The sequence below is a fragment of the Moraxella sp. CTOTU46711 genome, assembly GCF_031975715.1.
GTDB lineage: Bacteria > Pseudomonadota > Gammaproteobacteria > Pseudomonadales > Moraxellaceae > Faucicola.
In genome coordinates, this window is the sequence record NZ_DALYMP010000006.1 from 72,594 (window position 1) to 94,724 (window position 22,131).

The 22,131-nt window shown below is 44.2% G+C and carries 16 protein-coding genes and 1 pseudogene; 9 read left to right on the forward strand and 8 right to left on the reverse strand.

Annotated elements, in window-relative coordinates; translation table 11 throughout:
• Positions 1-255: 255 nt before the first annotated feature.
• The 6 genes and pseudogenes from RTJ53_RS09020 to RTJ53_RS09045 all read left to right on the forward strand — a co-directional run.
• Positions 256-1,287: pseudogene (locus tag RTJ53_RS09020) on the forward strand (methyl-accepting chemotaxis protein); the annotation flags it as partial.
• 251 nt (positions 1,288-1,538) lie between these two features.
• Complete coding sequence (locus RTJ53_RS09025) at positions 1,539-2,402, forward strand: CheR family methyltransferase (RefSeq protein ID WP_312276672.1); 864 nt, start codon at positions 1,539-1,541, stop codon at positions 2,400-2,402.
• Between the two features lie 172 nt (positions 2,403-2,574).
• A complete protein-coding gene (locus RTJ53_RS09030; protein WP_312276673.1) occupies positions 2,575-9,243 on the forward strand; it encodes an Hpt domain-containing protein in 6,669 nt (2,222 codons plus the stop codon).
• 28 nt (positions 9,244-9,271) lie between these two features.
• The gene (locus tag RTJ53_RS09035) at positions 9,272-10,225 is read left to right on the forward strand and encodes a chemotaxis protein CheB (protein WP_312276674.1); all 954 of its coding nucleotides are present in this window, start codon (positions 9,272-9,274) and stop codon (positions 10,223-10,225) included.
• A gap of 57 nt (positions 10,226-10,282) precedes the next feature.
• Complete coding sequence (locus RTJ53_RS09040) at positions 10,283-10,846, forward strand: hypothetical protein (protein ID WP_312276675.1); 564 nt, start codon at positions 10,283-10,285, stop codon at positions 10,844-10,846.
• A 104-nt stretch (positions 10,847-10,950) separates the two neighbouring features.
• On the forward strand, positions 10,951-11,508 hold the full coding sequence (locus RTJ53_RS09045; protein ID WP_159768570.1) for a cytochrome b: 558 nt from the start codon (positions 10,951-10,953) through the stop codon (positions 11,506-11,508).
• Positions 11,509-11,612: 104 nt separating this feature from the next.
• Here RTJ53_RS09045 and minE read toward each other — a convergent pair whose 3' ends face one another.
• The 5 genes from minE to RTJ53_RS09070 all read right to left on the reverse strand — a co-directional run bounded on the left by minE (position 11,613) and on the right by RTJ53_RS09070 (position 16,293).
• The gene (gene minE, locus RTJ53_RS09050; RefSeq protein WP_007115412.1) at positions 11,613-11,888 is read right to left on the reverse strand and encodes a cell division topological specificity factor MinE; all 276 of its coding nucleotides are present in this window, start codon (positions 11,886-11,888) and stop codon (positions 11,613-11,615) included.
• A 3-nt stretch (positions 11,889-11,891) separates the two neighbouring features.
• Positions 11,892-12,704 (reverse strand): septum site-determining protein MinD, encoded by an 813-nt coding sequence (gene minD / locus RTJ53_RS09055; RefSeq protein WP_062332529.1) that lies wholly within the window; start codon positions 12,702-12,704, stop codon positions 11,892-11,894.
• Between the two features lie 255 nt (positions 12,705-12,959).
• Positions 12,960-13,964 carry a septum site-determining protein MinC gene (minC, locus tag RTJ53_RS09060; protein WP_312276676.1) on the reverse strand — a complete coding sequence of 335 codons (1,005 nt, stop codon included), beginning with the start codon at positions 13,962-13,964 and terminating at the stop codon, positions 12,960-12,962.
• A 178-nt stretch (positions 13,965-14,142) separates the two neighbouring features.
• Complete coding sequence (locus RTJ53_RS09065) at positions 14,143-15,204, reverse strand: hypothetical protein (RefSeq protein ID WP_312276677.1); 1,062 nt, start codon at positions 15,202-15,204, stop codon at positions 14,143-14,145.
• 120 nt (positions 15,205-15,324) lie between these two features.
• Positions 15,325-16,293, reverse strand: a complete 969-nt coding sequence (locus tag RTJ53_RS09070; protein WP_312276678.1) for an acyltransferase — start codon at positions 16,291-16,293, stop codon at positions 15,325-15,327.
• Between the two features lie 540 nt (positions 16,294-16,833).
• On the opposite strand from RTJ53_RS09070, the gene RTJ53_RS09075 reads away from it, so the two are divergent.
• Entirely contained in the window at positions 16,834-17,484 is a 651-nt protein-coding gene (locus tag RTJ53_RS09075; RefSeq protein WP_312276679.1) for an OmpA family protein, read from the forward strand.
• 135 nt (positions 17,485-17,619) lie between these two features.
• Here RTJ53_RS09075 and RTJ53_RS09080 read toward each other — a convergent pair whose 3' ends face one another.
• The 3 genes from RTJ53_RS09080 to RTJ53_RS09090 all read right to left on the reverse strand — a co-directional run bounded on the left by RTJ53_RS09080 (position 17,620) and on the right by RTJ53_RS09090 (position 19,760).
• Positions 17,620-18,120 (reverse strand): YfbM family protein, encoded by a 501-nt coding sequence (locus tag RTJ53_RS09080; RefSeq protein WP_312276680.1) that lies wholly within the window; start codon positions 18,118-18,120, stop codon positions 17,620-17,622.
• Between the two features lie 172 nt (positions 18,121-18,292).
• Positions 18,293-19,000 (reverse strand): DUF1345 domain-containing protein, encoded by a 708-nt coding sequence (locus tag RTJ53_RS09085; protein WP_312276681.1) that lies wholly within the window; start codon positions 18,998-19,000, stop codon positions 18,293-18,295.
• A gap of 52 nt (positions 19,001-19,052) precedes the next feature.
• Positions 19,053-19,760, reverse strand: coding sequence for a pseudouridine synthase (locus RTJ53_RS09090; protein WP_312276682.1), 708 nt, complete (start codon positions 19,758-19,760; stop codon positions 19,053-19,055).
• Between the two features lie 246 nt (positions 19,761-20,006).
• Here RTJ53_RS09090 and RTJ53_RS09095 point away from each other — a divergent pair, with 246 nt between their 5' ends.
• Together RTJ53_RS09095 and RTJ53_RS09100 are read left to right on the forward strand one after the other, a co-directional pair.
• Positions 20,007-21,245 carry a GNAT family N-acetyltransferase gene (locus tag RTJ53_RS09095; protein ID WP_312276683.1) on the forward strand — a complete coding sequence of 413 codons (1,239 nt, stop codon included), beginning with the start codon at positions 20,007-20,009 and terminating at the stop codon, positions 21,243-21,245.
• Positions 21,245-21,820, forward strand: a complete 576-nt coding sequence (locus RTJ53_RS09100) for a chorismate--pyruvate lyase family protein (protein WP_312276684.1) — start codon at positions 21,245-21,247, stop codon at positions 21,818-21,820. The genes RTJ53_RS09095 and RTJ53_RS09100 overlap by 1 nt, the downstream gene beginning before the upstream one ends.
• Positions 21,821-22,131: the final 311 nt, after the last annotated feature.

Here is a 22,131-nt window from a genome sequence, read left to right on the forward strand (position 1 = left end):
TGTGGTGGCGTGGCTGCCTTGGCGTTTATTTATCGACTTTACCAATTGCTAATTTTGGTACGTCAAGATAATAGTGTTGCCAATAGTTTTTTGACGATTTGGTTGCCCTCTATTTTGATTGTATTAGGCGTCATTGGGGCGATTTACTTTTTGACTCGCCAGATTAATGCTAAAACCTATCGAGAGAAGGCAGAAGGTGAGCGTGAAACGCTGCGTCAACGTCATGAGATGGAAGTTGAATCTGAGCGTGCTCGCAAAATCCAAGAAGAAAACGAACGTAACCAAATGGCGATTTTGCGTTTGCTTGATGAGTTAGGCGATTTAGCGGAAGGTGACTTAACCGTGAACGCGACAGTATCAGAAGACTTTACAGGGGCGATTGCAGACTCGGTCAACTTTGCAATTGACCAATTGCGTCAACTGGTTTCTGCGATTAACGTCACTGCAGAGCGGGTCGCGCGCGCATCTGACCAAACACAGGCAACGGCAGTTGAACTGGCTGAAGCCTCTGAAAGCCAAGCGCAAGAGATTGCAGGAGCTTCTGCAGCGATTAATGAGATGGCGGTGTCGATTGACCAAGTATCGTCAAATGCCGCTGAATCTGCTGCGGTTGCGGACCGTTCGGTTGCGATTGCCTATAACGGGGCAGAAGTGGTACAACGTACTATTGATGGTATGAATACCATTCGTGACCAGATTCAAGAAACCTCAAAACGTATTAAGCGCCTCGGTGAATCATCGCAAGAGATTGGCGATATCGTTGGACTGATTAATGATATTGCTGACCAAACCAACATCCTTGCGTTGAATGCGGCGATTCAGGCATCGATGGCGGGTGAAGCAGGGCGTGGTTTTGCGGTGGTCGCTGACGAGGTTCAGCGCCTAGCAGAACGTTCAGCCACAGCGACCAAACAGATTGAAACACTGGTTAAAACCATTCAGGCAGATACGAACGAAGCCGTGATGTCGATGGAATTAACCACCGCAGAAGTTGTACGCGGTGCAAAACTTGCAAAAGACGCGGGTGAGGCGCTTGAAGAAGTACAAACTGTATCTAACAACTTGGCATCATTGATTCAGAGTATTTCGAATGCAGCGCGTCAGCAGGCAGCCTCAGCGGGTCATATTTCAAATACGATGAACGTCATTCAAGACATTACCTCGCAAACCACTTCAGGTACCATGGCAGCCGCTCGTTCAATCGGTCAGCTTAATGAAATGGCGGCGGCGCTTCAAGAATCAGTATCAGGCTTTAAATTGCCAGATGATGCTTTAGCAAGCGCTTAATGGCTAATGCTTAATGGCCAATTAGATTTAGTAATTAACAGTTGGGTAAAAGTAAAGGGTGGTTTTAACCACCTTTCTTTTTATGACTGTTAGATAAAGTTATAAGTAGCAGACAAGGGTATAAGTGTTAGATGAGAGATTGAAAGGGGTTGTTTTAATTATTGATTAAGGTTTTTTAATGCCAAGTCATGCACGGATAATAAGTTATTCACCGATAACAACTAGGGTAGAGGTAAGACTAAATAACGTTTATGCAACAGTACCATCTATCCGAGCAAGCATTGTCACTGTGGCTCAACTATGTTGAACACCAAGTGGGTTTTATCCTACCAAAATCTCAGAACAACTGGATAAAAGGTATCATTGAGCGGCATATGCGGCGCAATGCGCTTGACAGTACGGCGCTATTACAGACAATTGTGCAGAATGCTACTATCTATCATCAGCTAATCGATGATATATTAATTCCTAGAACCCAGTTTTTTCGGCATTTACCTACTTTTTCATTTGCTGAAACAGTTGCCAAAGCATGGCATGTGCAGCCACAAAACCAACAACATAGTTTTACAGCGTGGAGTGTGGGGTGTTCGACAGGGCAGGAGGCAGTCACGATTGCACTATGTCTAGAAAATGCCTTGGATGGGATGCAATTTTATCAGGTGTTTGGCTCAGATTTTCACCAGCAATCATTGATTGATGCAACCCTTGGCAACTATGACAACGCGCAAAAACCGTTTATTCCTGCTCTGTATCATCACTACCTTAAAGACGTTGGCAGGGATAAATTTGCGCTAATCCCTACAATAAAATCGCAATTGCAGTTTTTTAGCAAAAATTTAGTCGATGCTGAGCAATCGATTCCTCTAGAGGCAGGGCAATGCCAACTGATTGTCTGCAATAATGTGCTAATTTATTTTCGGCAATTTGAGCAGCGTGACATCGTGCGTTATTTAGCCCGTTATTTGGCGGATGACGGTGTTTTGTTGTTAGGCTCAGGTGAAAATCTGGGGTTTAGTGATCCAGATTTACAGCAAATTGCCGTACCGACAATCAATGGCTATTGCAAAACGGTTGCCCCAGATTGGCTCAAAGCAGTGGCAAATATTGAGCGCTAATCAGTGAAGTCAATATTGAAGGGTATAAAAGCTATCAACCTGAGTTGACGCCAGACAGCTGGTAAGTTATTTTAAGTGATATAAGAAATTAATAAACGACTGCGTTACAACTAACTTAAAATCGAGAAAAATCGTCATCTTTTTTGACAGTCGTTGTCCTAGGAATTATGGTATGAGTAAACAACGTAATTTGATCGCCTTAGACTGGTTGATGCCTGTTTTAAAAGACGTATTTGGTGAACTTAACCAGTTGCTACAACGACATGACGCGCAGCCAGCGTGGCAGTTAATCGGTCAACATTTGCACCAAATCACCGGTGCACTCGCGCTTGCCAACCAGCCAGCCTTATCAAAACTGGCAAAAACGCTTGATAAAACCACTATCGCCATTCAGCAAGAAACTTTATCTCCGCAGTATTTTAGTCAAATCAGCCATGCGGTGAGGTTGCTGCAATTTGACATTGAACAAGTACAAGCTAAACAGCAGATTCATACTGACTGGGTCAATGACCGAATCGCTTATTTTGAGCAATTGCTTGGCATAACGTCATCTTATGAGCCCATCCAACCTGCCACAGACAATACTTTATTATTTTTAAGCCAATTAGCCACGCCAGACATCAAACATTCATGGGACAGTGCCCAAGCCGATGAATTACTCAAAGTCTGGCGTTATAACAGTTTGCAACTACTACAAAACGCGACCAACGACAGCAAACATTTAGATGCGCTGACCAATGTTGCTGGCTATTTATCCCAGGCTTCTATCAATCCTGCTTGGCGTCAATTTTGGCAGTTGGTCGCAGTGTGGTGCAATAACCTAACCATCAATGAGCAGCCTGCGCCAACCGCTTATGCTTCGCTATTAAACAGTCTGTCTTTGGTGCTGACGCATGATTTGACTCTCACCCCTGATATTACCGTGTCTCGTTTGGGGGTTGATGTATTATTATCGCTCAATGCGTTAACCCACAAATCGCATGACGCTAAAGCCCTGTTATCAAGCTTGGATATCAATAGTAGTGACACGCTTGATAATTTATTTAGTCAAGCATTGGAAAAACTTGAAAAAATTATTTATCAAGTGCATGAGCCCCTCACCATTTTGCCGCTGCTTGAATCGGTCAAAAATAGTTTGGCAAATCGCGGTTGGGTGTTTTATGAAAACCAAATGGCGCAAATTATCGATGACGTGCGCTTGATGACCCAAGATACCTTTATGGCGTCATCTCTGAGTTGGCAGGTAGAACGTCAGCTGCAAGATTTTTATAGCCAGTTGTTGTCAACGGTTGAAACCCTTGATAGCCAAATTGGCTTACAGCATTTTGCCTATGCTAGCAATCCGCAAAATGAAGCGGTGCGCCAGACGCGCGTGCATGTTGAAAATATCAAGCGGTCGTTTAATCAATATATCCAAACCCGTGATTTGAATAAGTTAACAGTCAACGATGAATTGATTGCCAGCATTCAAGTTCTTGGGGCATTAGGCTTAACACGTCCCAAAGAATTGGTCGAACAAATTCGCTTATTATTTAGTCGTATCCATAAAAATTCGGTACACGTCTTAAGCTGGGAAGCCAGTGATGCCATCGCCGACATGATTGCCCGCTTTGAGCTATTTTTGGATTATTTATCCAATCAGTCTGTCAACGAAGAATTTTTGGATCAAACCCAAACTCAGCTTAACCGTGCCAATTTACTGCTTAATCGCTTAATCGAAACACCATTAACCGCCGCTGAAGTGGTAGCACCCACCAAGCACTTTAGCAAAGATACGGTGATTTACGATGATGAAGGCGAACGTATTGCCAGTGATATTGAATCACCAACGCAACCGCTAGCTAATGCTGCAGAAGCGCCTAACACGCAAAAGGCTGTCACGCAAACGCCTATGATGCAAACGATTGGCGTACAAGAATCGCAAGCGCTGGCGGCTGCAAGGCAAGCCCTCAAAGATGATGACTATAGTATGGATGAAGATATCCGAGATATTTTCATTGAAGAGGCGCAAGAAGTCCTTGCTGAGTTGGGTGAGCAAATTCCCGTATGGGAAGTGGATACCCATGAATTAGTCGCGCTCAAAGATATCCGCCGAGGTTTTCATACTTTAAAAGGCTCAGGTCGTATGGTGGGTGCTCACCAAATTGGTGAGATGTGTTGGGCGGTAGAAAACATGCTCAACCGTGTGCTAGATGGCACTTTAGCGGTTAGTGATGCGTTAGTGGGCTTTATCAAAGATACTCATCGTAAACTGCCGACACTGGTTGAAGATTTTCAGCGGCAGCGGGCGCCAAGTATTGACCCTGCGGTTACGGTATTGCAAGCGACTAATCTATTAAAGCAGCAGCCGATTAACACAGGTCTGCCAGAAACGAATGGCTTGGATAACTTTGTATCAGTCAGTGCTAGTGTGGCTGAAGACAGTGATAACATGGCTCAAGGCAATGAAGTTGCGAGCGACACTGCGCCATCAACCACAGGGGATATTCATGCCTTACCTGAAGTGGTCGCTCGCGAATATGAGCAGCTAACGACGGTCACAGATGCGTTCAGCGATCCCGATATTCAAGAAATTTATATCGAAGAAGCCAATGAAGTTATTGAGACAATTGCACCGCTTAACCAAGCTTGGCAAGCCAAGCCCGATGATTTTGATACCTTAAAAGAAATCCGCCGAGGGTTTCATACCTTAAAAGGCTCAGGTCGCATGGTTGGTGCCAATCAGCTAGGGGAGCTTGCTTGGTCGATTGAAAACATGCTCAATCGCGTACTCGATCATACTATAACAGTAGACGAGGGGGTTTTACACCTGGTTGGTGATGTCATTGAAGCATTTGGTGGGCTCATCACGATTTTTGCAGAAAATCGTAAAGATTATCCCGCAATGATTCAATTATGGCAAGCCGTTGCTAATAGCTATGCCAAAAAACATGGCGACAACTTTAGCTACCATCAAGCTTTATCCGCTTTTGCGGGGCAGGCAGCAGCTTCGCCAAGTGCACCACGCACAGATGCGGCGCTTTCGTCTGGTCACGCCAACGCCCAAACTCAAGTGCTAGAGAATGTCAGTGACATCAGTGAAATGGATGTCGCTGATGACGTATTTATTGAAGAAGCAGACGAGTTATTGATCGATATTGATAACTTTATCACTCACCATTTGGGTGAGCCTGCAACGCATGTGCCTGATGCCATATTACGTGCATTCCATACCTTGCGTGGTGGCGCAGCGCTGATTGAACTCAACAATGTCTATCGCTTGAGCGCCGCGGTAGAAGAAGCACTGGGCGACTTATTACATAATGAAATGCCGCTCACGGCTAGCCAGTTATTGACCTTGCAAGAGGCTAAAGATCTGCTACAGACCTACATTGATGAGCATAAAATCCATCATGATGTGACGGTGGTAGAAGATAACGCTGACATTGTTGCCGACTTGATTGAGCGTCTAACAGATGCCAATACCGAATCGTATGAAAGCACAAAACTGACGGTCAAAGATTTGATAGCGCTTGATATTGATGACTTACTCGATGCCGATCAGCAAGCACAGGCTAGGTTTGCTAGTGAGAGTGAACAAGTTATTGCTTATGCCGAGCAGCTTGAACAACAAGCGTCAAGGCTTGCGCAAGCGACTGAGGGTTTGAGCTATTTTATCATTCCAAGCACCTTACAGTTTGCCTATAAAAAACTCGCTGATTATCCGCAATTTGCCGAAAACGCAGACATTTATGATGGCTTAATGAGCTTACACAATCAGCTCATCAATATGTTTGACGCCATTGCAGCAGGACTGCGCGTCAATATCAATGAAGAGGCGATTGAAAACTTAAGAAAATTATTGGCAAAAAGTCAGTACCAAGCTGAGATGGATGCTATCCAGTACCAAACAGTTGCTACCGACGATGAACTGTTGCAGATTTTCTTGGATGAAGTGCAAACCATTCAGCCCGATATGCAAAATTACTACAACCAATGGCTCAATAACCTTAGCAATTTAGAAGTAGTCAAAGAACTAGGTAATTATATGCACATCTTAAAAGGGGGTGCAGAGCTAATCGGGATATCGAGTATCGTCGAGATGGCGCTACGTGGTGAGCAAGTCTATGATGCCATTGACAAAGGTATTTTACCTAGTGATACCGATACTGCTTCATTGCTGCAAAAGCTGCATGAAACAATTGCCTCACAGCTCAAGCAAGTTCGACAATTTAGTCGCTCTTTTGAAGCCACAGATTTTGCTCACCAAATCGATGAGGTCATCGCCGGCACAGTACAAAGTCGAGACTTGGTATTTGCGGTGCCACTGATTGTTGAAGCCAATCCTGAAGAATTGATAGAGCAAAAACAATCTGCCAAAGAGGGTGATAGCGCGCTTGCGAAAAATGATCCACTCTACATCGAAGAAATTATTAACAACTTTGAAGAGCGTCGTTTAGAGACTTGGAAAGGTCAAGAGCCTGACGAAGATATCTTAAAAGTGTATCTTGAAGAAGCCAAAGAGCTGATCGATAGCAGCAGCCAGCATTTACAAGAGTTCCGTAGTAATAACAGTGATCTTGCAGCTTTACAAGCCTTGCAACGTGAATTGCACACCATCAAAGGTGGCGCAAGAATGGTCGGTGCAGAAGGGATTGCTACATTAGCGCACGAAATGGAAACCATCTACGAAGAGCTAGGCAGCCGCCGCAAACCTGCGACTCGGATGATTGGTAACTTATTGGCGGTGTGTCATGACTGGTTAGCAAGTGCGATTTATGTATTAGAAAATAAATTTAACCCACAAACGCCGGTGGCGTTGGTTGCAGCACTGCAACAATTCTCGCGAAAACCTGATAGCTTAAAAGAAATCCCCAATGCTAACTTAGCTAGCCAAATTGAACAAATTGATATCTATCGCAGTAGTCTGGGACAAGACACGTTAGAAGTCAAACAGCGCGACCTAAGCGTCATGCCGCTGATGACCAGTAACTTTGAATCTGAGCAAGATCAATCCAGCCTTAATGCTGAGACGCTTAGGATTTCTGCAAGTACCATGGAGCGCATGATTAACCTATCAGGTGAGTCCGCGATCAACCGCTCACGAATCGAGATGGGTATATCGAGTCTATCTAACAATATCGAAGAGATGGGCGCAACCGTACAGCGTCTAGCAGATCAGCTACGCCGTATGGAAACTGAGCTTGAGATTCAAATTTTGTCACAAATTGGTGATGAACATGCGTTAGAAAATGACTTTGACCCGTTAGAGATGGACCAATATTCAGCGCTTAACCAACTGTCAAAATCGCTCTCGGAATCGGCATCGGACTTGTTAGACATCAAAACGACCATGCTCGATAAAACCCGTGAAACCGAAAACTTGCTACTGCAATTATCACGTACCCAGTCCGATTTGCAAGAAGGGTTGATGGACTCACGTACTGTGCCATTCTCGCGTATCACGCCACGTCTGCAGCGGGTCGTCCGCCAAACAGCCACTGAGCTGGGCAAATCTGTTGAACTGCGAATCCTAAACGATGAAGGTGAAATTGACCGTAATATCCTTGAGCGTATTACCTCACCGCTTGAGCATATGCTACGTAACGCCGTTGACCATGGTATCGAAAAATCGCAAGAACGTATTGAAAGTGGTAAATCAAGAACAGGCTTAATCACGCTTGAAGTGCTGCGTGAAGGTGGTGAAATCGTTATCAACTTAATCGATGATGGGCGCGGTATTAATGTGAACGCGGTACGCCAAAAAGCGATTGAGCAAGGCTTGATTTCTGCCAAAGATACCAGTCTAAAAACACTTGATATCATGCAATATATCTTTAACGCAGGTCTGTCCACTGCCAAATCCGTATCACAAATCTCAGGCCGTGGTGTCGGTATGGATGTGGTACAAAGTGAGGTCAAACAGCTCGGTGGTGTAGTCACCGTCGACTCTGAAAGTGGCAGAGGATCACGCTTTACCATGCGTTTACCATTGACGGTTGCGGTCTCTGATGCCTTAATGGTTAGGGCAGGGGATAAATACTTTGCTGTACCATTGGTGCAAATTGAACGTGTGATGCGGGTCAATATCGATGCGATTGCTAATTTTTATACCACGAATGCCGATACTATCAATATTGATGGACAAGCCTATCGTCTGCGCTATCTCAATCAGATTTTGTACGGCAGTGACCCGGTGGATGCACTAGCGCACCAGTCAAGCAGTGTACCAGTGATTATTATTCGTACTGATTTAGGTCAGCGCATGGCGCTGCAAGTGGATATGATTGCAGGCTCTCGTATTGAAGTGGTTGTCAAACCGCTCGGTCGTCAGCTCTCACATATCGATGGAATTTCGGCTGCTACCATCATGGGGGATGGTTCAGTCATGCTTATTCTTGACTTGGTGGCATTGATGCGTAATGTCAGCAATATCGCCAAAGTCGAGCAGCAAAAAGCCAATAAGTCGGTCAAACAAGCGCACAAACCCGTGGTACTGATTGTAGATGACTCAGTAACCGTGCGTAAAGTCACCTCGCGCCTACTGGAGCGTAACGGCTATGAGGCCCAAGTGGCAACGGATGGTATTGATGCGCTAGAAAAACTGCAAGAAATGCTACCGGAAGTTATTGTATTGGATATTGAGATGCCACGAATGGACGGCTTTGAAGTCGCCAACCATATTCGCCATAACACACGACTCCAGCATATCCCTATCGTTATGATTACATCGCGTACTGGTGAAAAACACCGTGAACGGGCGTTTGGTATCGGGGTAAACGAGTACATGGGTAAACCATTCCAAGAACAAATGCTGTTAGACACCTTAGCGCGCTTTACCCAACAAGCAAAAACTGACTAAGCCGACTATGTAAAGGATACAATCATTCATGCTGTCAAAGCACTCACCGCCGCTGCGATTTTTTATCGTTGCTGAGGAAAATCAGCAACGGCTCGCCTTTAGCGATACTATTCGTTCATGGGGATTTGAAATCGTGGAATGCTTGGCAGCGTCACAGCTGACCGAAAAACATTTTCAGCAAAAAGTGGATGTGTGGCTAGTCGATACCCAAGACGATTACGCAGTCATTCAAAATGTTGAAAAACAACTGAATGTCAATTTGACTAAGATCGTGTTACTGGGCTTTGTCACGGCACCTTATATCAATGAAAGTCTGTTATATGCCAAATGGCAACGCCAACTCAAGCGAAAAATCGCCATAATGCTAGAACGTAGCGATTTGCTAGAGCACTATGAGGCTGCCAAGAGTGAAATCAAACCGTGGAAATATGTGGTATTGCTCGCAGCATCGATGGGCGGACCGCTCGCCATTAAGGAATTTTTAGATAATTTGCCCGAAGATTTGCCAGTATCACTGTTACTAGCGCAGCACTTCAACCAAAATATGCTAAACACGTTGCCAAGAATTTTAAATCGTCACAACGAGTGGCGCTGTGACATAGTGACCAATACCCAAAAATTATTGTCAGGGCGTTGTTTGATTTTACCGATTGACCACAGCGTGGTGTGTGATTCCAATGGACGGGTAATTTTGCAGCGCAAACCTTGGCAAGGCAGTTACAAACCCCCAATCAGTGAGGTCATGCGTAATTGCAGCGAAGCGTTTGGCAACAATTTAATCACTATCGTGTTCTCTGGTATGGGCAATGATGGCAGTGATGCGGCAGCGACGGTCAAAAAAAATGGCAGTATTATTTGGGCACAAACCCCTGATAGCAGCACTTGCGCCAGCCAGCCACAAAGCATGATTGAAAGCAATCAAGTTACTTTCGTTGGCACCCCTAAGCAGTTAGCTGAGCAGCTAATCGCCTTGTGTGGCTAATGCTATAGGCTGGCAGCGACCGCTAAATTTCTTATTAATCACTAAAATGAGTAAGCCATGGCAAACGAGTTAAACCGTTACTTTAAGCAAGATGAAGATGTAGGCGTCCTAAGTATCACCACAGGTCAATTAACCATTGCCCGAATTCCTTCTAGCAGTTCGCCTGACTGGATTGTGCCGCAAGCCTTGATTTTGAGCATTGATAACTATGATGAGCGCATTTGGAATTATATTTGGCGCGGTCAAGAAGTGTCAGTGTATCACTTGTTGCCAAAAGATGATAAGCCCACCCACTTAGTGGTGTTAGAAAGCGTCACCGATATCCATCGTATTGCCTTACAAATTCACGGGGAAGTGACTTTCCATTCTGTGCGTATTGCTGATCTCAAAGACGCTGATGACGCCACTTACCAAGCTGAATTAGCGACTAACTACCCTGAGTTATTAACCGCCTTAAACGCGCCAAATGATGAGCTCGTCGAGAGTTCACGTGCACCGAATTTGGCAGATTACAGCTTACAGCACGCCTATATTTTTCAGCCAGTCATGTTGGCAGGTGAGCTATGTGTGGTACCAGATTTGGACAAGCTCTCGCATTTCTTGGTGGATTTAGATAGTTAGACGCTGTCCGCCTTTGTGCTATTTTGCCAACAGTCTGTTACTTTTATTTTGCCCAAAGATTGCTAGAATAACCCAAAACAAATCATGATAAGGTAAAATCCATTATGGCATTATTTCCTGCAAATGAAGCGCCACAGCCGATTGCCCCACACGGTATCAACAAATGGTCGCTATCGTCACGTATTTTCCATTGGATTAGCGTGGTATTGTTGATTGCGACTTGGGCAATGATTGAGCTTAATGAAGATGCGACTGACTTTACCTATTTTGATTTGCATAAAGCGTTTGGACTCAGTGTGTTATTTTGGACAGTAGGTCGTATTATCAACCGTTTTGTCACCAAAGCCCCCGCCGATGTACCGATGCCAAAATGGCAAAATAAACTATCGCATTTAACCCATTTGGCACTGTACTTGATTTTACTTGCCATGCCTTTAGCGGGCTGGTTTTCTGTCATGTTCGATGGGGAAGGGGTGAGTATGTTTGGGCTATTTGATATCCCAGCCTTTGTCAGTGAAAACAGTGATTGGTCAGGCACGTTAGAAAAAATTCATAAGAATCTGTTGTGGACGTTGCTGCTGGTGTTCACGGCCTTGCATGTCATCGGCGCGCTGTATCACCAATTTATCCAAAAAGACCATTTGATTCGCCGTATGCGCTAAGTCAGCCCATAGTACTAAAAAGCCCATGTCATCATGGGCTTTTTAGTCACAATTTTTTAAATGCAACCTAGATTAAAAACAATCTAGATTAAGCGCAATATGAATTATTGGCGTGTACTATCAGGCAAGCTGATATTCATCTCCAACACTTCCATGTTCGCTTCATTGTGATGTTGAATATTGACGTCATCAATGTTAACACCTGACACGTAGGTATTGACCACTGCCAAAATCTCACGTTTCATTTTTTCGATACGCTCTGGGGTTAACCGATTGTGCAAGCGGTTTTCGCTGGCAACGATGACCTTTAGACGCTCTGCGGCAGTATTGGCACTGTTTGACTTTTGCTCGCCGCCAAATAAATTACTCCAAAATCCCATAGCCTAACCTCCAAACCAGCGTTGTAGGAAACTTTTCTTCTTCACTTCGATATGGCGATAGGGACGTTCTTCCCCCAAGAAACGAGCGACCATGTCGTCATAAGTTTGACCGGCTTTTGAATTTTGATCTAGCACCACAGGCACACCTTGGTTTGATGCCTCAAGTACGCTATTGCTTTCAGGAATCACGCCAAGTAGTGGCACTTTTAGGATGTCATTAGAGATGCTATTAATATCCATCATCTCACCGCGCTCCGCACGCTCAGCGTTGTAGCGGTTGATGACCAAGTGCTCACGTACCACGCCTGTACCTTCTTCAACTTTTTTGGTACGGCTTTGCAAAATACCGATGATACGGTCTGAGTCACGCACCGATGAGATTTCTGGGTTGGTCACGATGATGGCTTCATCAGCATGGTACATAGCAAGCTGGGCACCGCGCTCGATACCGGCGGGCGAGTCACACACGATGTAGTCAAATTGTTTGGCTAACTCATTAATGACTTCCGCGACTCCTTCATCTGTCAAGGCGTCTTTGTCGCGCGTTTGGCTGGCAGGTAAGATAAACAAATTATTGAGTTGTTTGTCTTTTACCAACGCTTGTGACAGGCGCGCGTTCCCTGAGATAACATCAACAAAGTCATACACGATGCGGTTTTCACAGCCCATAATGAGGTCAAGGTTTCTAAGACCCACGTCAAAGTCAATCACTACAGTTTTAAAGCCGCGGACGGCGAGACCCGTAGCGAAAGAGGCGCTGGTGGTGGTTTTACCTACCCCGCCTTTTCCTGAAGTTACAACAACGATTTTTGCCACTTTGGCATACTCCTATTCATAGCACGGTGTCAGTGAGGCAGTATTGAATCATTCAAGCCATACACACATTCACGCTAAACTGGTTTGAAAAATATGGATATAAATTAACGTAAATCGTTAAAAATTAAGACTTAAATTTTAGTTAGCCTAAATTTGGTTAATTGGACTAGTTTAGCATAAAAAACTTTTCGAAGTTAATCGAGAGATTGACGATTTTTGCATGGATTGTGGTATAAGTGGTTGTTTAAGTGATTGTTATTCCATCAACTCAAACACCAAGCCTTGTCCATCCAAGTAGCTGACTTGTACCGCTTTATCCAAATACTCAGTAGGAATATTTTCTTTTAGGCAATAAGTCCCTGCAACTGACACCAGTGACGGGTTAAAACGCAAACAGAATATTTTGGCATTGGTGTCGCCCGTCGCCCCTGCGACCAATCGCCCTTCGGCTTTGCCATACACGTGTAGGCTATAATCGGTAATCGCTTCCGCACCGGCATTGATGCCTTTGGTCAAAATCACGTCACCCCCAACATGGTTGATACTTTGACCTGAGCGCAAAATTTGACTATGCACCAAATCGCCTTCAAGCTGCGATTGGTGATGCGGTGAGGCGACAAATTTTTCAGGTGCAGCTCCAGTATCATTATTTGTGGTCTCATTGCTTGCGGTATTATTGGTTACCATATCACTGGCGGTTTGATTTTGTCGTTTGGTCGCTTGACTGTCGGATGCGGGTGATTGAATAGGGGACTGCGCAACGTTTTGAGAGGATGGCGTATTGGCTGTGCTGTTTGATTTTTGCTCACTACCCGTCGCCACATTTTTTGGTGATTTGCCATCAATGCGCTGCCCATCCGCTGGAAAAATGGCAATGCGAAGCTCATTGGCTTGGGTGTCATTGGCGCCTGTGACTAACCCAATCGGCTGTAACCCTAGCACCCATAAGCCGCCCCAAAGCTGGGCTAAATTTAATGGCTGTTGACAACTGACAATCACCGGTAAGTTGGACTGGCGTTGACGACCTAGCTTTTGTGCAATCTTTGTCAAAATTACTTTGATATCATTGCCTTCAATATTTAGGCGGGTAAAGTTCAGTAGTCTGCCCGTAAGTTTCACGCTAGTGACTACATGGTCGGTGAGTAATGGGTTGGCTGGCTGCTGACTTTGCGGTGAACCCTGCTCTGATAGGTTAGGTAGACTTTGTAAGTTTTGTGATGAACTATCTTGGGTCAAGTCAAGGGCAGCGGGCTGTGTCATGAAAAACCTTTTTATAATAACTTTTATACATCAAAATCGATTCATAACGCATATTAGCAAGTATTATTTAAAACAACAACCATTCACCGCGCTATTTGTTGTTTGGCAACCAAAGCCGTTATAGAGCGATAAAAAAAGCGCTGAATAGCGGCTATCGGCGCCAGATGGGTGGATTCAATCAGCGTATTTGGTGCTTCCATTGTTGAATGCGAACTTGGTTGGCAAGTGACGTCAAACTATCATCAATAATATCGCTAACTAATTTTTCTAGCGCAGGGCTAGTGACGTCAATTTGCACCAAGCTTTTGGCGATTTCTTCATACATCAGCGTAAGCGTTTGCGGTTTGGTAAGGTTGGTGGTCAAGCTTAATGTCAGATTTTCCCCAATGTGTTGCCCGATGCTGTGCATTTGGTTTTCTATCAGACTACCTGCAATCGGTATCAATCGTAATATGCGATGCAGCTCGGGCGTATCGGTTAACGCTTGCTGAATGGCGATGCCCACTTGTTCTGCCAAAGGTTTGGCAAAGATGGCAGGATGGGCGGGCGTGGATTGTAATAACGGTGTGGCTTCTTGCTGCAGCGCTTCGACAATGACCTTTTGTATGTCATCTCGGTGCTTGTCGATGATGTTTTTGACCAAATGCCCATCGGTGTTGCTTATTTCGGTGCGGATATTGTCAATCGCAGTTAAAATCACCCGATCAGAAATCTCTTCCATAATCATTTGGTAATAAAATTTGATCGTGGCAAGCCAACTGGCGGGCAAAACTTTGTAGCCCAGTTCATGCAGACGATAAGCAATCACGCCAACGCGCAGCAGTCGTAAGGCGCGCAGCTGCGGTGCACAGCCCAACACTTCATACCAATGCACGAATGGAAAGAAAAACCAGCGGTAATAGCGTTTTTGGGCGATGGCAATCAACCAGCGAACCACAAGCTCTGCTACCAAAAAGATGGTAAACAGACCCCCTGCTACCTTGAGCGGCTCGTGCCATCCTTGCTGATAACTGACAATACTGTCAAAAAACCCCAGCCAACTTGCTATTTTTGCCATAAAGCTACTTAGCATCAAAGCGTCAAACCCCATAAGCAGCAAGTCCAACACAATGGCAACCATCATGATGGTATCGTAGGCTAACTGCCAACGACTGGGTTTGGCAGGGTGAGCAGCGAGAGGTTGGCTAATATTCGAGCTTGGCGTTGGGCTGGATTTTGGGTCTAAATTAGCAGTTGGCATAAAAAAGTGCTCAAAATGGGGTCAATACCGCAAAAAATGTGAGTGAGGACAAGGCAGGTAAGTCATACCTTGCATGACTCACCTGAGATTTTAACTAGTAGTGTAACTAATGATATGTCACTAGTGATGACGGGTAAAATCATCGAGCATGGCTTGGATACGTTGGTCCTTTTGCTGCCACAAGTCATCAAGCCAACGGTACATATCTATTTTGGTTTGTTCATCCTGTTGGTATTTGCCATCCATGAGCCGCTGTAGCAAGTCATCTGGCAATGCAATTTTTTGAATATCCACTCCGATGCGTTTGATATTACCTTGCCACAAATCCTGATAGGTAGGAATACCGTCAGGATATACAATCGTCATATCAAGCACCGCGTCTAAATCGTCACCCAACGCACCCAATGCAAGTGCAATGCCGCCCGCTTTGGGTTTTAGCAAATGTTGATACGGCGATTGTTGCAAGTCACGTTTTTTTTGGGTAAACCGCGTGCCTTCGATAAAGTTAAGTAAGGTAAAAGGCTTGTCGAGTAAGTTTTGACAAGCGCGTTTGGCTTCGATGATATCGCGGTCTTCTAGCGCTGGATTTTTAGCAATTGCTGTTTTTGAGTAGCGTTTCATCATAGGAAAGTCTAAAAAATAAAAGGCTTGCCCGACAATTGGGATATACAATAGCTCGTATTTGGCAAAAAACCGCGTTAATGGTAGTCGGTTTTCACTGATATATTGAATGACAGTGGTATCGACCCACGATTGGTGATTGCTCAGCAAAATATATTTGCCATTGACCGACAAGTCATCAGGCAGGTTGACGCGAAAATCAATATCCGGCAGGATATTTTCAATCAAACGATTGTTGGTATTGATCCAGTGATTGGCTATTTTTAACACGGATTTATCTGCCAATGTATGACCCGTTAATGTTTTTACTGCGCCCATCGCCCAAAGCGGTAGACTAAACAGCACTGAGTTGCCGGTAATGGTGCCTGCCGCCATCGCTAAGCTAGCGTTTTGCGCCAAAGGTAATGATGTTTTACGCAGTTTATTTAACGTGTTTTTGAGCAATGATGGTTTATTGTTATTTGTCATATTTGGCTCCCACAAAGCTTAGTCAAAAAAGCTTATTTGAATGAGACATAAGAAAGAATACTTGGCTTCGTTAATTGTAAAAATAAGTGTTAGTTTAGCAAACGTCAAAAATGTTCACTAATAAATTTTTCCACACTGGCAAGCACAAATCTTGCGAGCTTATTGGTGCTAAGCTATACATCCCAGTAAAGTTAATTTTCAAAAAATTTTTTTTAAAATTAATAAGTTATTGACTGCGCTATCAGTGATAGGTTGATTATCTAGCACGATTTTCAACAAAATAATAAGATAGTTAATATATAAAAATAAATAATATAGATAATGAATACTTGAAAATATTTTGTAACAAATTATGCTATCCTACAACATCCTTAAGACAAATTATTACATATAAAGAAAAAGTTTATTGCATAATGGGCTCAATCACAAAGCAACTGAGTGTTGTCAGGTTTATCTGGCAAATGAGATAAAAACAACAAGTTGGTGCGTGGCAATTATAACTAAGCCATTATAACTAGAGGAATTCAAAGGAGATTACTCATGCGTACTAAATTACTAGCAGCTACTTTAGCATCAGGTGTTATCTTAACAGGTTGTGCGACAACGCCAACTGGTACGACAACAACCGGCATTACGAACAATAAAGCGCTTATTGGTGGTTTATTAGGGGCAGCCGCAGGCGCGGGTGTTTCAAAAGCAACAGGTGGTGAAAGAACCGGTCGTGATGCGGCAATCGGTGGTGTACTAGGTGCAGGCGTGGGTTACTACATGCAGCAACAAGAAGCTAAACTTCGTGCGCAAACCGCAGGTTCTGGCGTAACGGTAACACGTGACCCAGTGACTAATAACATTAACTTGTCTATCCCTGAAGCGGTAACTTTCCGTGTCGGTGATTCTACCATTTTACCTAACTTCTATACGACATTAGACAAAGTTGCTACCACATTACGTGACTATAACCAAACTAATATTCAAGTAAATGGTTACGCCTCAGTGGAAGGTGATGCAAATAGAAACCAACAATTATCACAGCGCCGTGCATCAGCAGTTGCTAATTACTTAGTCAATCGTGGTATCTCTGGTAACCGTATCAGCGCTATTGGTCGCGGTGAAACAACACAATTTGGCTCAAGCTATGAACCAAACCGCCGTGTAGAGATGACTATCCTTGCACCCCAGTCAGTTAACTAATCAGTCGGTTAACTAATCAAGTCAAGCTAGATGATGTTTTCATCCGTGCATTGATAAAAAAAAGCACCTTTTATAAGGTGCTTTTTGTTTAAGGGGCTTTTTGGTTCAAAAAATGAAAAAAGGACCATATCGACGTTATAAAATACTCACCACAATATTATTGCCATGGTCTAAGGCTTCATTATAAAACGCCAATAACTCATTATATGAAGCCAGCAATTCTTTATCCAAGTTTTCCTTTTTGTCTTGCCAAATATTGGGTGGAAAAATAGCTTGCTCACGTAGTGACTTCATCGAGACTTTTTCTAAGCGTTTTTTAAAGTTAATTTTTTCTAAGGCATCAACGATTTCGACAATATGTGCCCACGGGGTAAAAGCAATGAAATCGGCCTCTTCACTGTCACTAAAAGTTTCTACACCCACCACAAACTCACTAACAGGCTCATCAGGTACAGGTTGGGTGGCGCTATGTTTGGTTAACACAAAATGGATAATGTCCCACAGTTTGCCCAAATCTACCAATTGCGCTTGAGGCTGCTCACTCATGCTTTCAAGTAACGCGGTTCGCGCTGTATCAGTGGCATTTTGCAATTGATCGAGCAGGGCGTTATCGACCATCAAATATTGTGCGATCATACAATTTCCTAGTTATAAAGTAGCGGGATATTAAAGTAGTGGGATATGACAGTCCTATCACTTTATGTTAAGACGAGGACGACAAGCGAATATAGTATACCTCATACAGCAAGCGATTTTGACGATGTATTCACTTGAATTGAACCGACTTATTTAGCTGACTTATTTAACTTTAACCGATTAGACCCGCTGACATATTGATTAACGAGGCTAAAATTGCGGTATTAAAGAAAAATGATAACACACAATGAATGGTACCGATGATCCGACTTTGCTGGGTGTTGAAGGTGACATCCGCTGTTTGACCTGATGTGCCAATGATGTAGGAAAAATATAAAAAATCCCAGTAAGCGGGGTCGTCATCATTAGGAAAATCTAGCATTTCTGTGTTTTTTTCTTCTTTAAGCAAGAAATACTCATGGGTGTAATGAATAGCAAACATGGTATGAATAAACAGCCAAGCCGTCAAAATCGTCATGGCGGTGAGCGCGATATTAAACAGCATCAAAGCGCCTTTGGCGTCCTTGCTTGCGCCCAACTCTACGACAATCGCCAGCATACTGACAATGGCTGTGACAAAAACCAAAATCAGCATTAACACCGTGCCTTCGTCTTCAGCATGGGCTTTATCCAAAATTGCATTTTGATCGGCTTTATACATCATCCGAAAAATAGCCAGTAAATATACCCAAAGTCCGATATTCCAAGCCAGCAAAAATTGCGTCACAAACTTCAATTTATCGTAGACTACCGCAAACGTCCAATCTTTGGGCAATAAACCAACCAGTGCCGATAACCCAAAATACACCACCACCATCGTGGCAAACCCTAACAGTAGACGAGGGCGGCTTTTAAAAAAACGATAGATGTAACCAATCATGGCTGTTTTCTCATAGCGGTTTCCTTATAGCTGTCTACTCCCGGCTGTCTAATCATGGCTGCCTGCGTCGTCGGCTTGTTAGGTGCTTTGATTGTGGCGATTTAGGCATTAAAACGCGAGGTTTTTTGCGCAATTGTGGCGTTGTCGTTGCCGCGGATAAAGGTTGGACACCCAGTCGCTTTAAATCGGCAGGTGATAGCGGTATTTGTGTGGATGCGCCAACCTCTAAATTTCCCAAGCTAAAGCCACTCGATGCCATGCGAATCAGCCGCAAACAGGGCAGTCCCACATGGGCAGCCATGCGACGTACTTGACGATTTTTACCTTCAAAAATAGTGATGGCGAGCCACGTGGTGACTTTGCGTTTGGCAATCTTGTCAGGCGCTTGCCAAATATGCTCAGCAATTTGTGCTTCGCTTAGCCGTACGACTTCGGCAGGTAAGGTGATACCGTCTTTGAGTGGCACCCCTGTTTGTAGTTGTTGTAACTGGGCATCGCTTGCATCACCTTCCACCTGTATCCAGTAGGTTTTACCTTGTTGTTTGCCTGCATTGGCTTTGGGTGGATGGGTCAAGGCTTTATTGACTTGTCCATCAGCGGTTAACAGTAGCAATCCTTCGGAAGTGGCATCTAATCGCCCCGCCACGCGTAGGCTTTTATCGCTAAAATAATCGCTGAGCGTCGCAAAGTTGTTATTATCGTCGCTGCGAAATTGGCTAAGTACGCCATAAGGTTTGTTAAATAAAATCAGTGTCGGCATGGTAGAGGATGACAAGTGAGTGAAAAAAAGCTTAAAGCGCATCTAGCAGATAAGTGACTCAGTGTAAACGCTAATTTTGGCTATTGCAATTTGGTTATTGCAACAAAGTCACCGTTATAAACCACTCCGCCCAACGCCATACATATTTTGCAAAATTGTGCCAAATTGTGCAAAAGGATAAGCCCGTATTTTTGGGTAAAAACAAGGTATAATAATCCGTTCATAAAACTACAATAATACTGACCTATGTCCTATCACTATCAATTTACTAGCGAGTTTGATTGGCGCTCACAGACGCAGTGGCAGACGCCTGATACGCCCTTTATGCACTTTGATTTTTGGCAAGCGCTCATAGATGCAAAGCTGATTGGCGGGCGCAGCGATTGGTGGGTGCAGTATGTGCAGATTGTCGATGACAGTGCTCAACTGATTGCCGTGATGCCTGTGTTTATCAAAAAGCATCACCAAGGCGAATATGTGTTTGATTTTAGCTGGGCAGAAGCCTTTGAGCGCTATGGTAGAAATTATTATCCAAGATTGGTGACAAGCGTGCCCTTTACCCCCGTCACGGGCGAGCGGATTTGGGTGACACAAGGCAAGTCATTAACCGCGCCACTGTATCAGACCTTACTACAAGCGATGGATGAATTGGCAAGTCGCTATCAAGCATCCACTTGGCACGGACTGTTTTTCTCCCCAAAAGATGTCCAAGCGTTGCAAGCTATGCCCAATCTTTGTGAGCGGCTAAGCTGTCAGTTTTTATGGCAAAATCGCAATCTACAGGATAAAAAATTCGCCAATTTTGATGAGTTTTTGGCAACATTAACTGCCAAAAAACGCAAATCAATTAAAGTGGAACGCCAAAAGGTGCTTAAACAAAATCTAAGTTGTCAAGTTAAGCTCGGTGACGATATCACCGAGGCGGATTGGGCAGTTTTTTATCAATGCTATGCCATGACCTATCTGGTCAGAGGGCGGCAGCCGTATTTGAATTTAGCATTTTTTAAGCAGCTTGGGCAGACTATGGCAGACAAGCTGATGCTCGCTCAAGCGCATAACGCGCACGGTGATATCGTGGCTTGTAGTTTGTTTTTTTTCGATGACGATGCCGCTATCAGCACGTTATATGGTCGCTATTGGGGCTGCCTAGAAGAATATGATTGCTTACATTTTGAGCTGTGTTATTACCAAGGCATTGAGTTTGCTATCAAGCAAGGCTTGCGCTACTTTGATCCTGGTACCCAAGGGGAGCACAAGTTGATTCGCGGCTTTTATCCGGTGTTAACCCATTCGCTACACCGTGTCTACGACAAGGTGTTTGCCCCTGCGATTGCCCAGTTTTGCCAAGACGAACAGCACGCTATATTGGCTTACCAAGCCGATGCGATGACCGCGCTACCTTTTAATGACACCTATAAAAGCCAATTTTTTGGTGACGTTGCCGCGCAAGGCACAATACCCGATAATGAGTTTTTGAAAAAATAATGATAAATGTTGGTCTAAACCTAAACCTGGATGGCGCGCATTTGAGCGCGGCACACAAACAGCAGATACCGCCGAAACTCATCCCTTGGCTGACGTCAACAGGGTCGCTCACCGCCAAATTTGAAGCCTTATCTCAGCATAAACTCATCGTACAGCCGACGTTTGAAGGGCGGCAAACCTTGTCCCTGAGCGAAAAGCGCCAACTGCAGTTACCGCTTGGGGTGAGCCAATCGGCATGGGTGCGCGAAGCCTTATTATTTGGCAAGCCTAATCAAGATGCGTGGGTGGTGGCGCGGTCAGTATTTCCGTTTGCTAGCCTCATTGGTAATGCGCGGAAACTGGCAAATCTGGGCACAACACCGATTGGCTATATACTGTTTCGTCGGCATGGCGCCACGATGACAAACCGCTGGATTGATGTGACAGCCCAAGGTTGGCGACGCACCACCCTTTACCAGTGGCAGGGCAGGCATTTTTTGATTAGTGAGACTTTTTTACCGGCATTTGAAAATAGCCTTATGAGGGAAGAAGAAAACGGTATGATTCATGTCAGCACTGACAAACGGGAAGGATAAGTACAAAAACCACTGGTTGCTGTGCGCTAACTTTACCCAACCAAAAAACATAACCAAATAAACATCGCTAAAAAGCATAGTCGAATAAATACAGCCAAGCAAAAATCGACAGTCGCAATGGCTGTCTTTTTTTAGGGTAGTTTTTTAATATCGTGTTAATCGCAGTATCGAGTGATTTTTTGAGCGCCTTTGGCTAGCCCAACGCTTGATAAATAACGTCAAAAATAGTAAGTGAATAATGAGACAAATTCAGCCAAACCTGTGGATTATGCTAACCCAAACAATCAAACCATGCTAAACTAAGCCATATT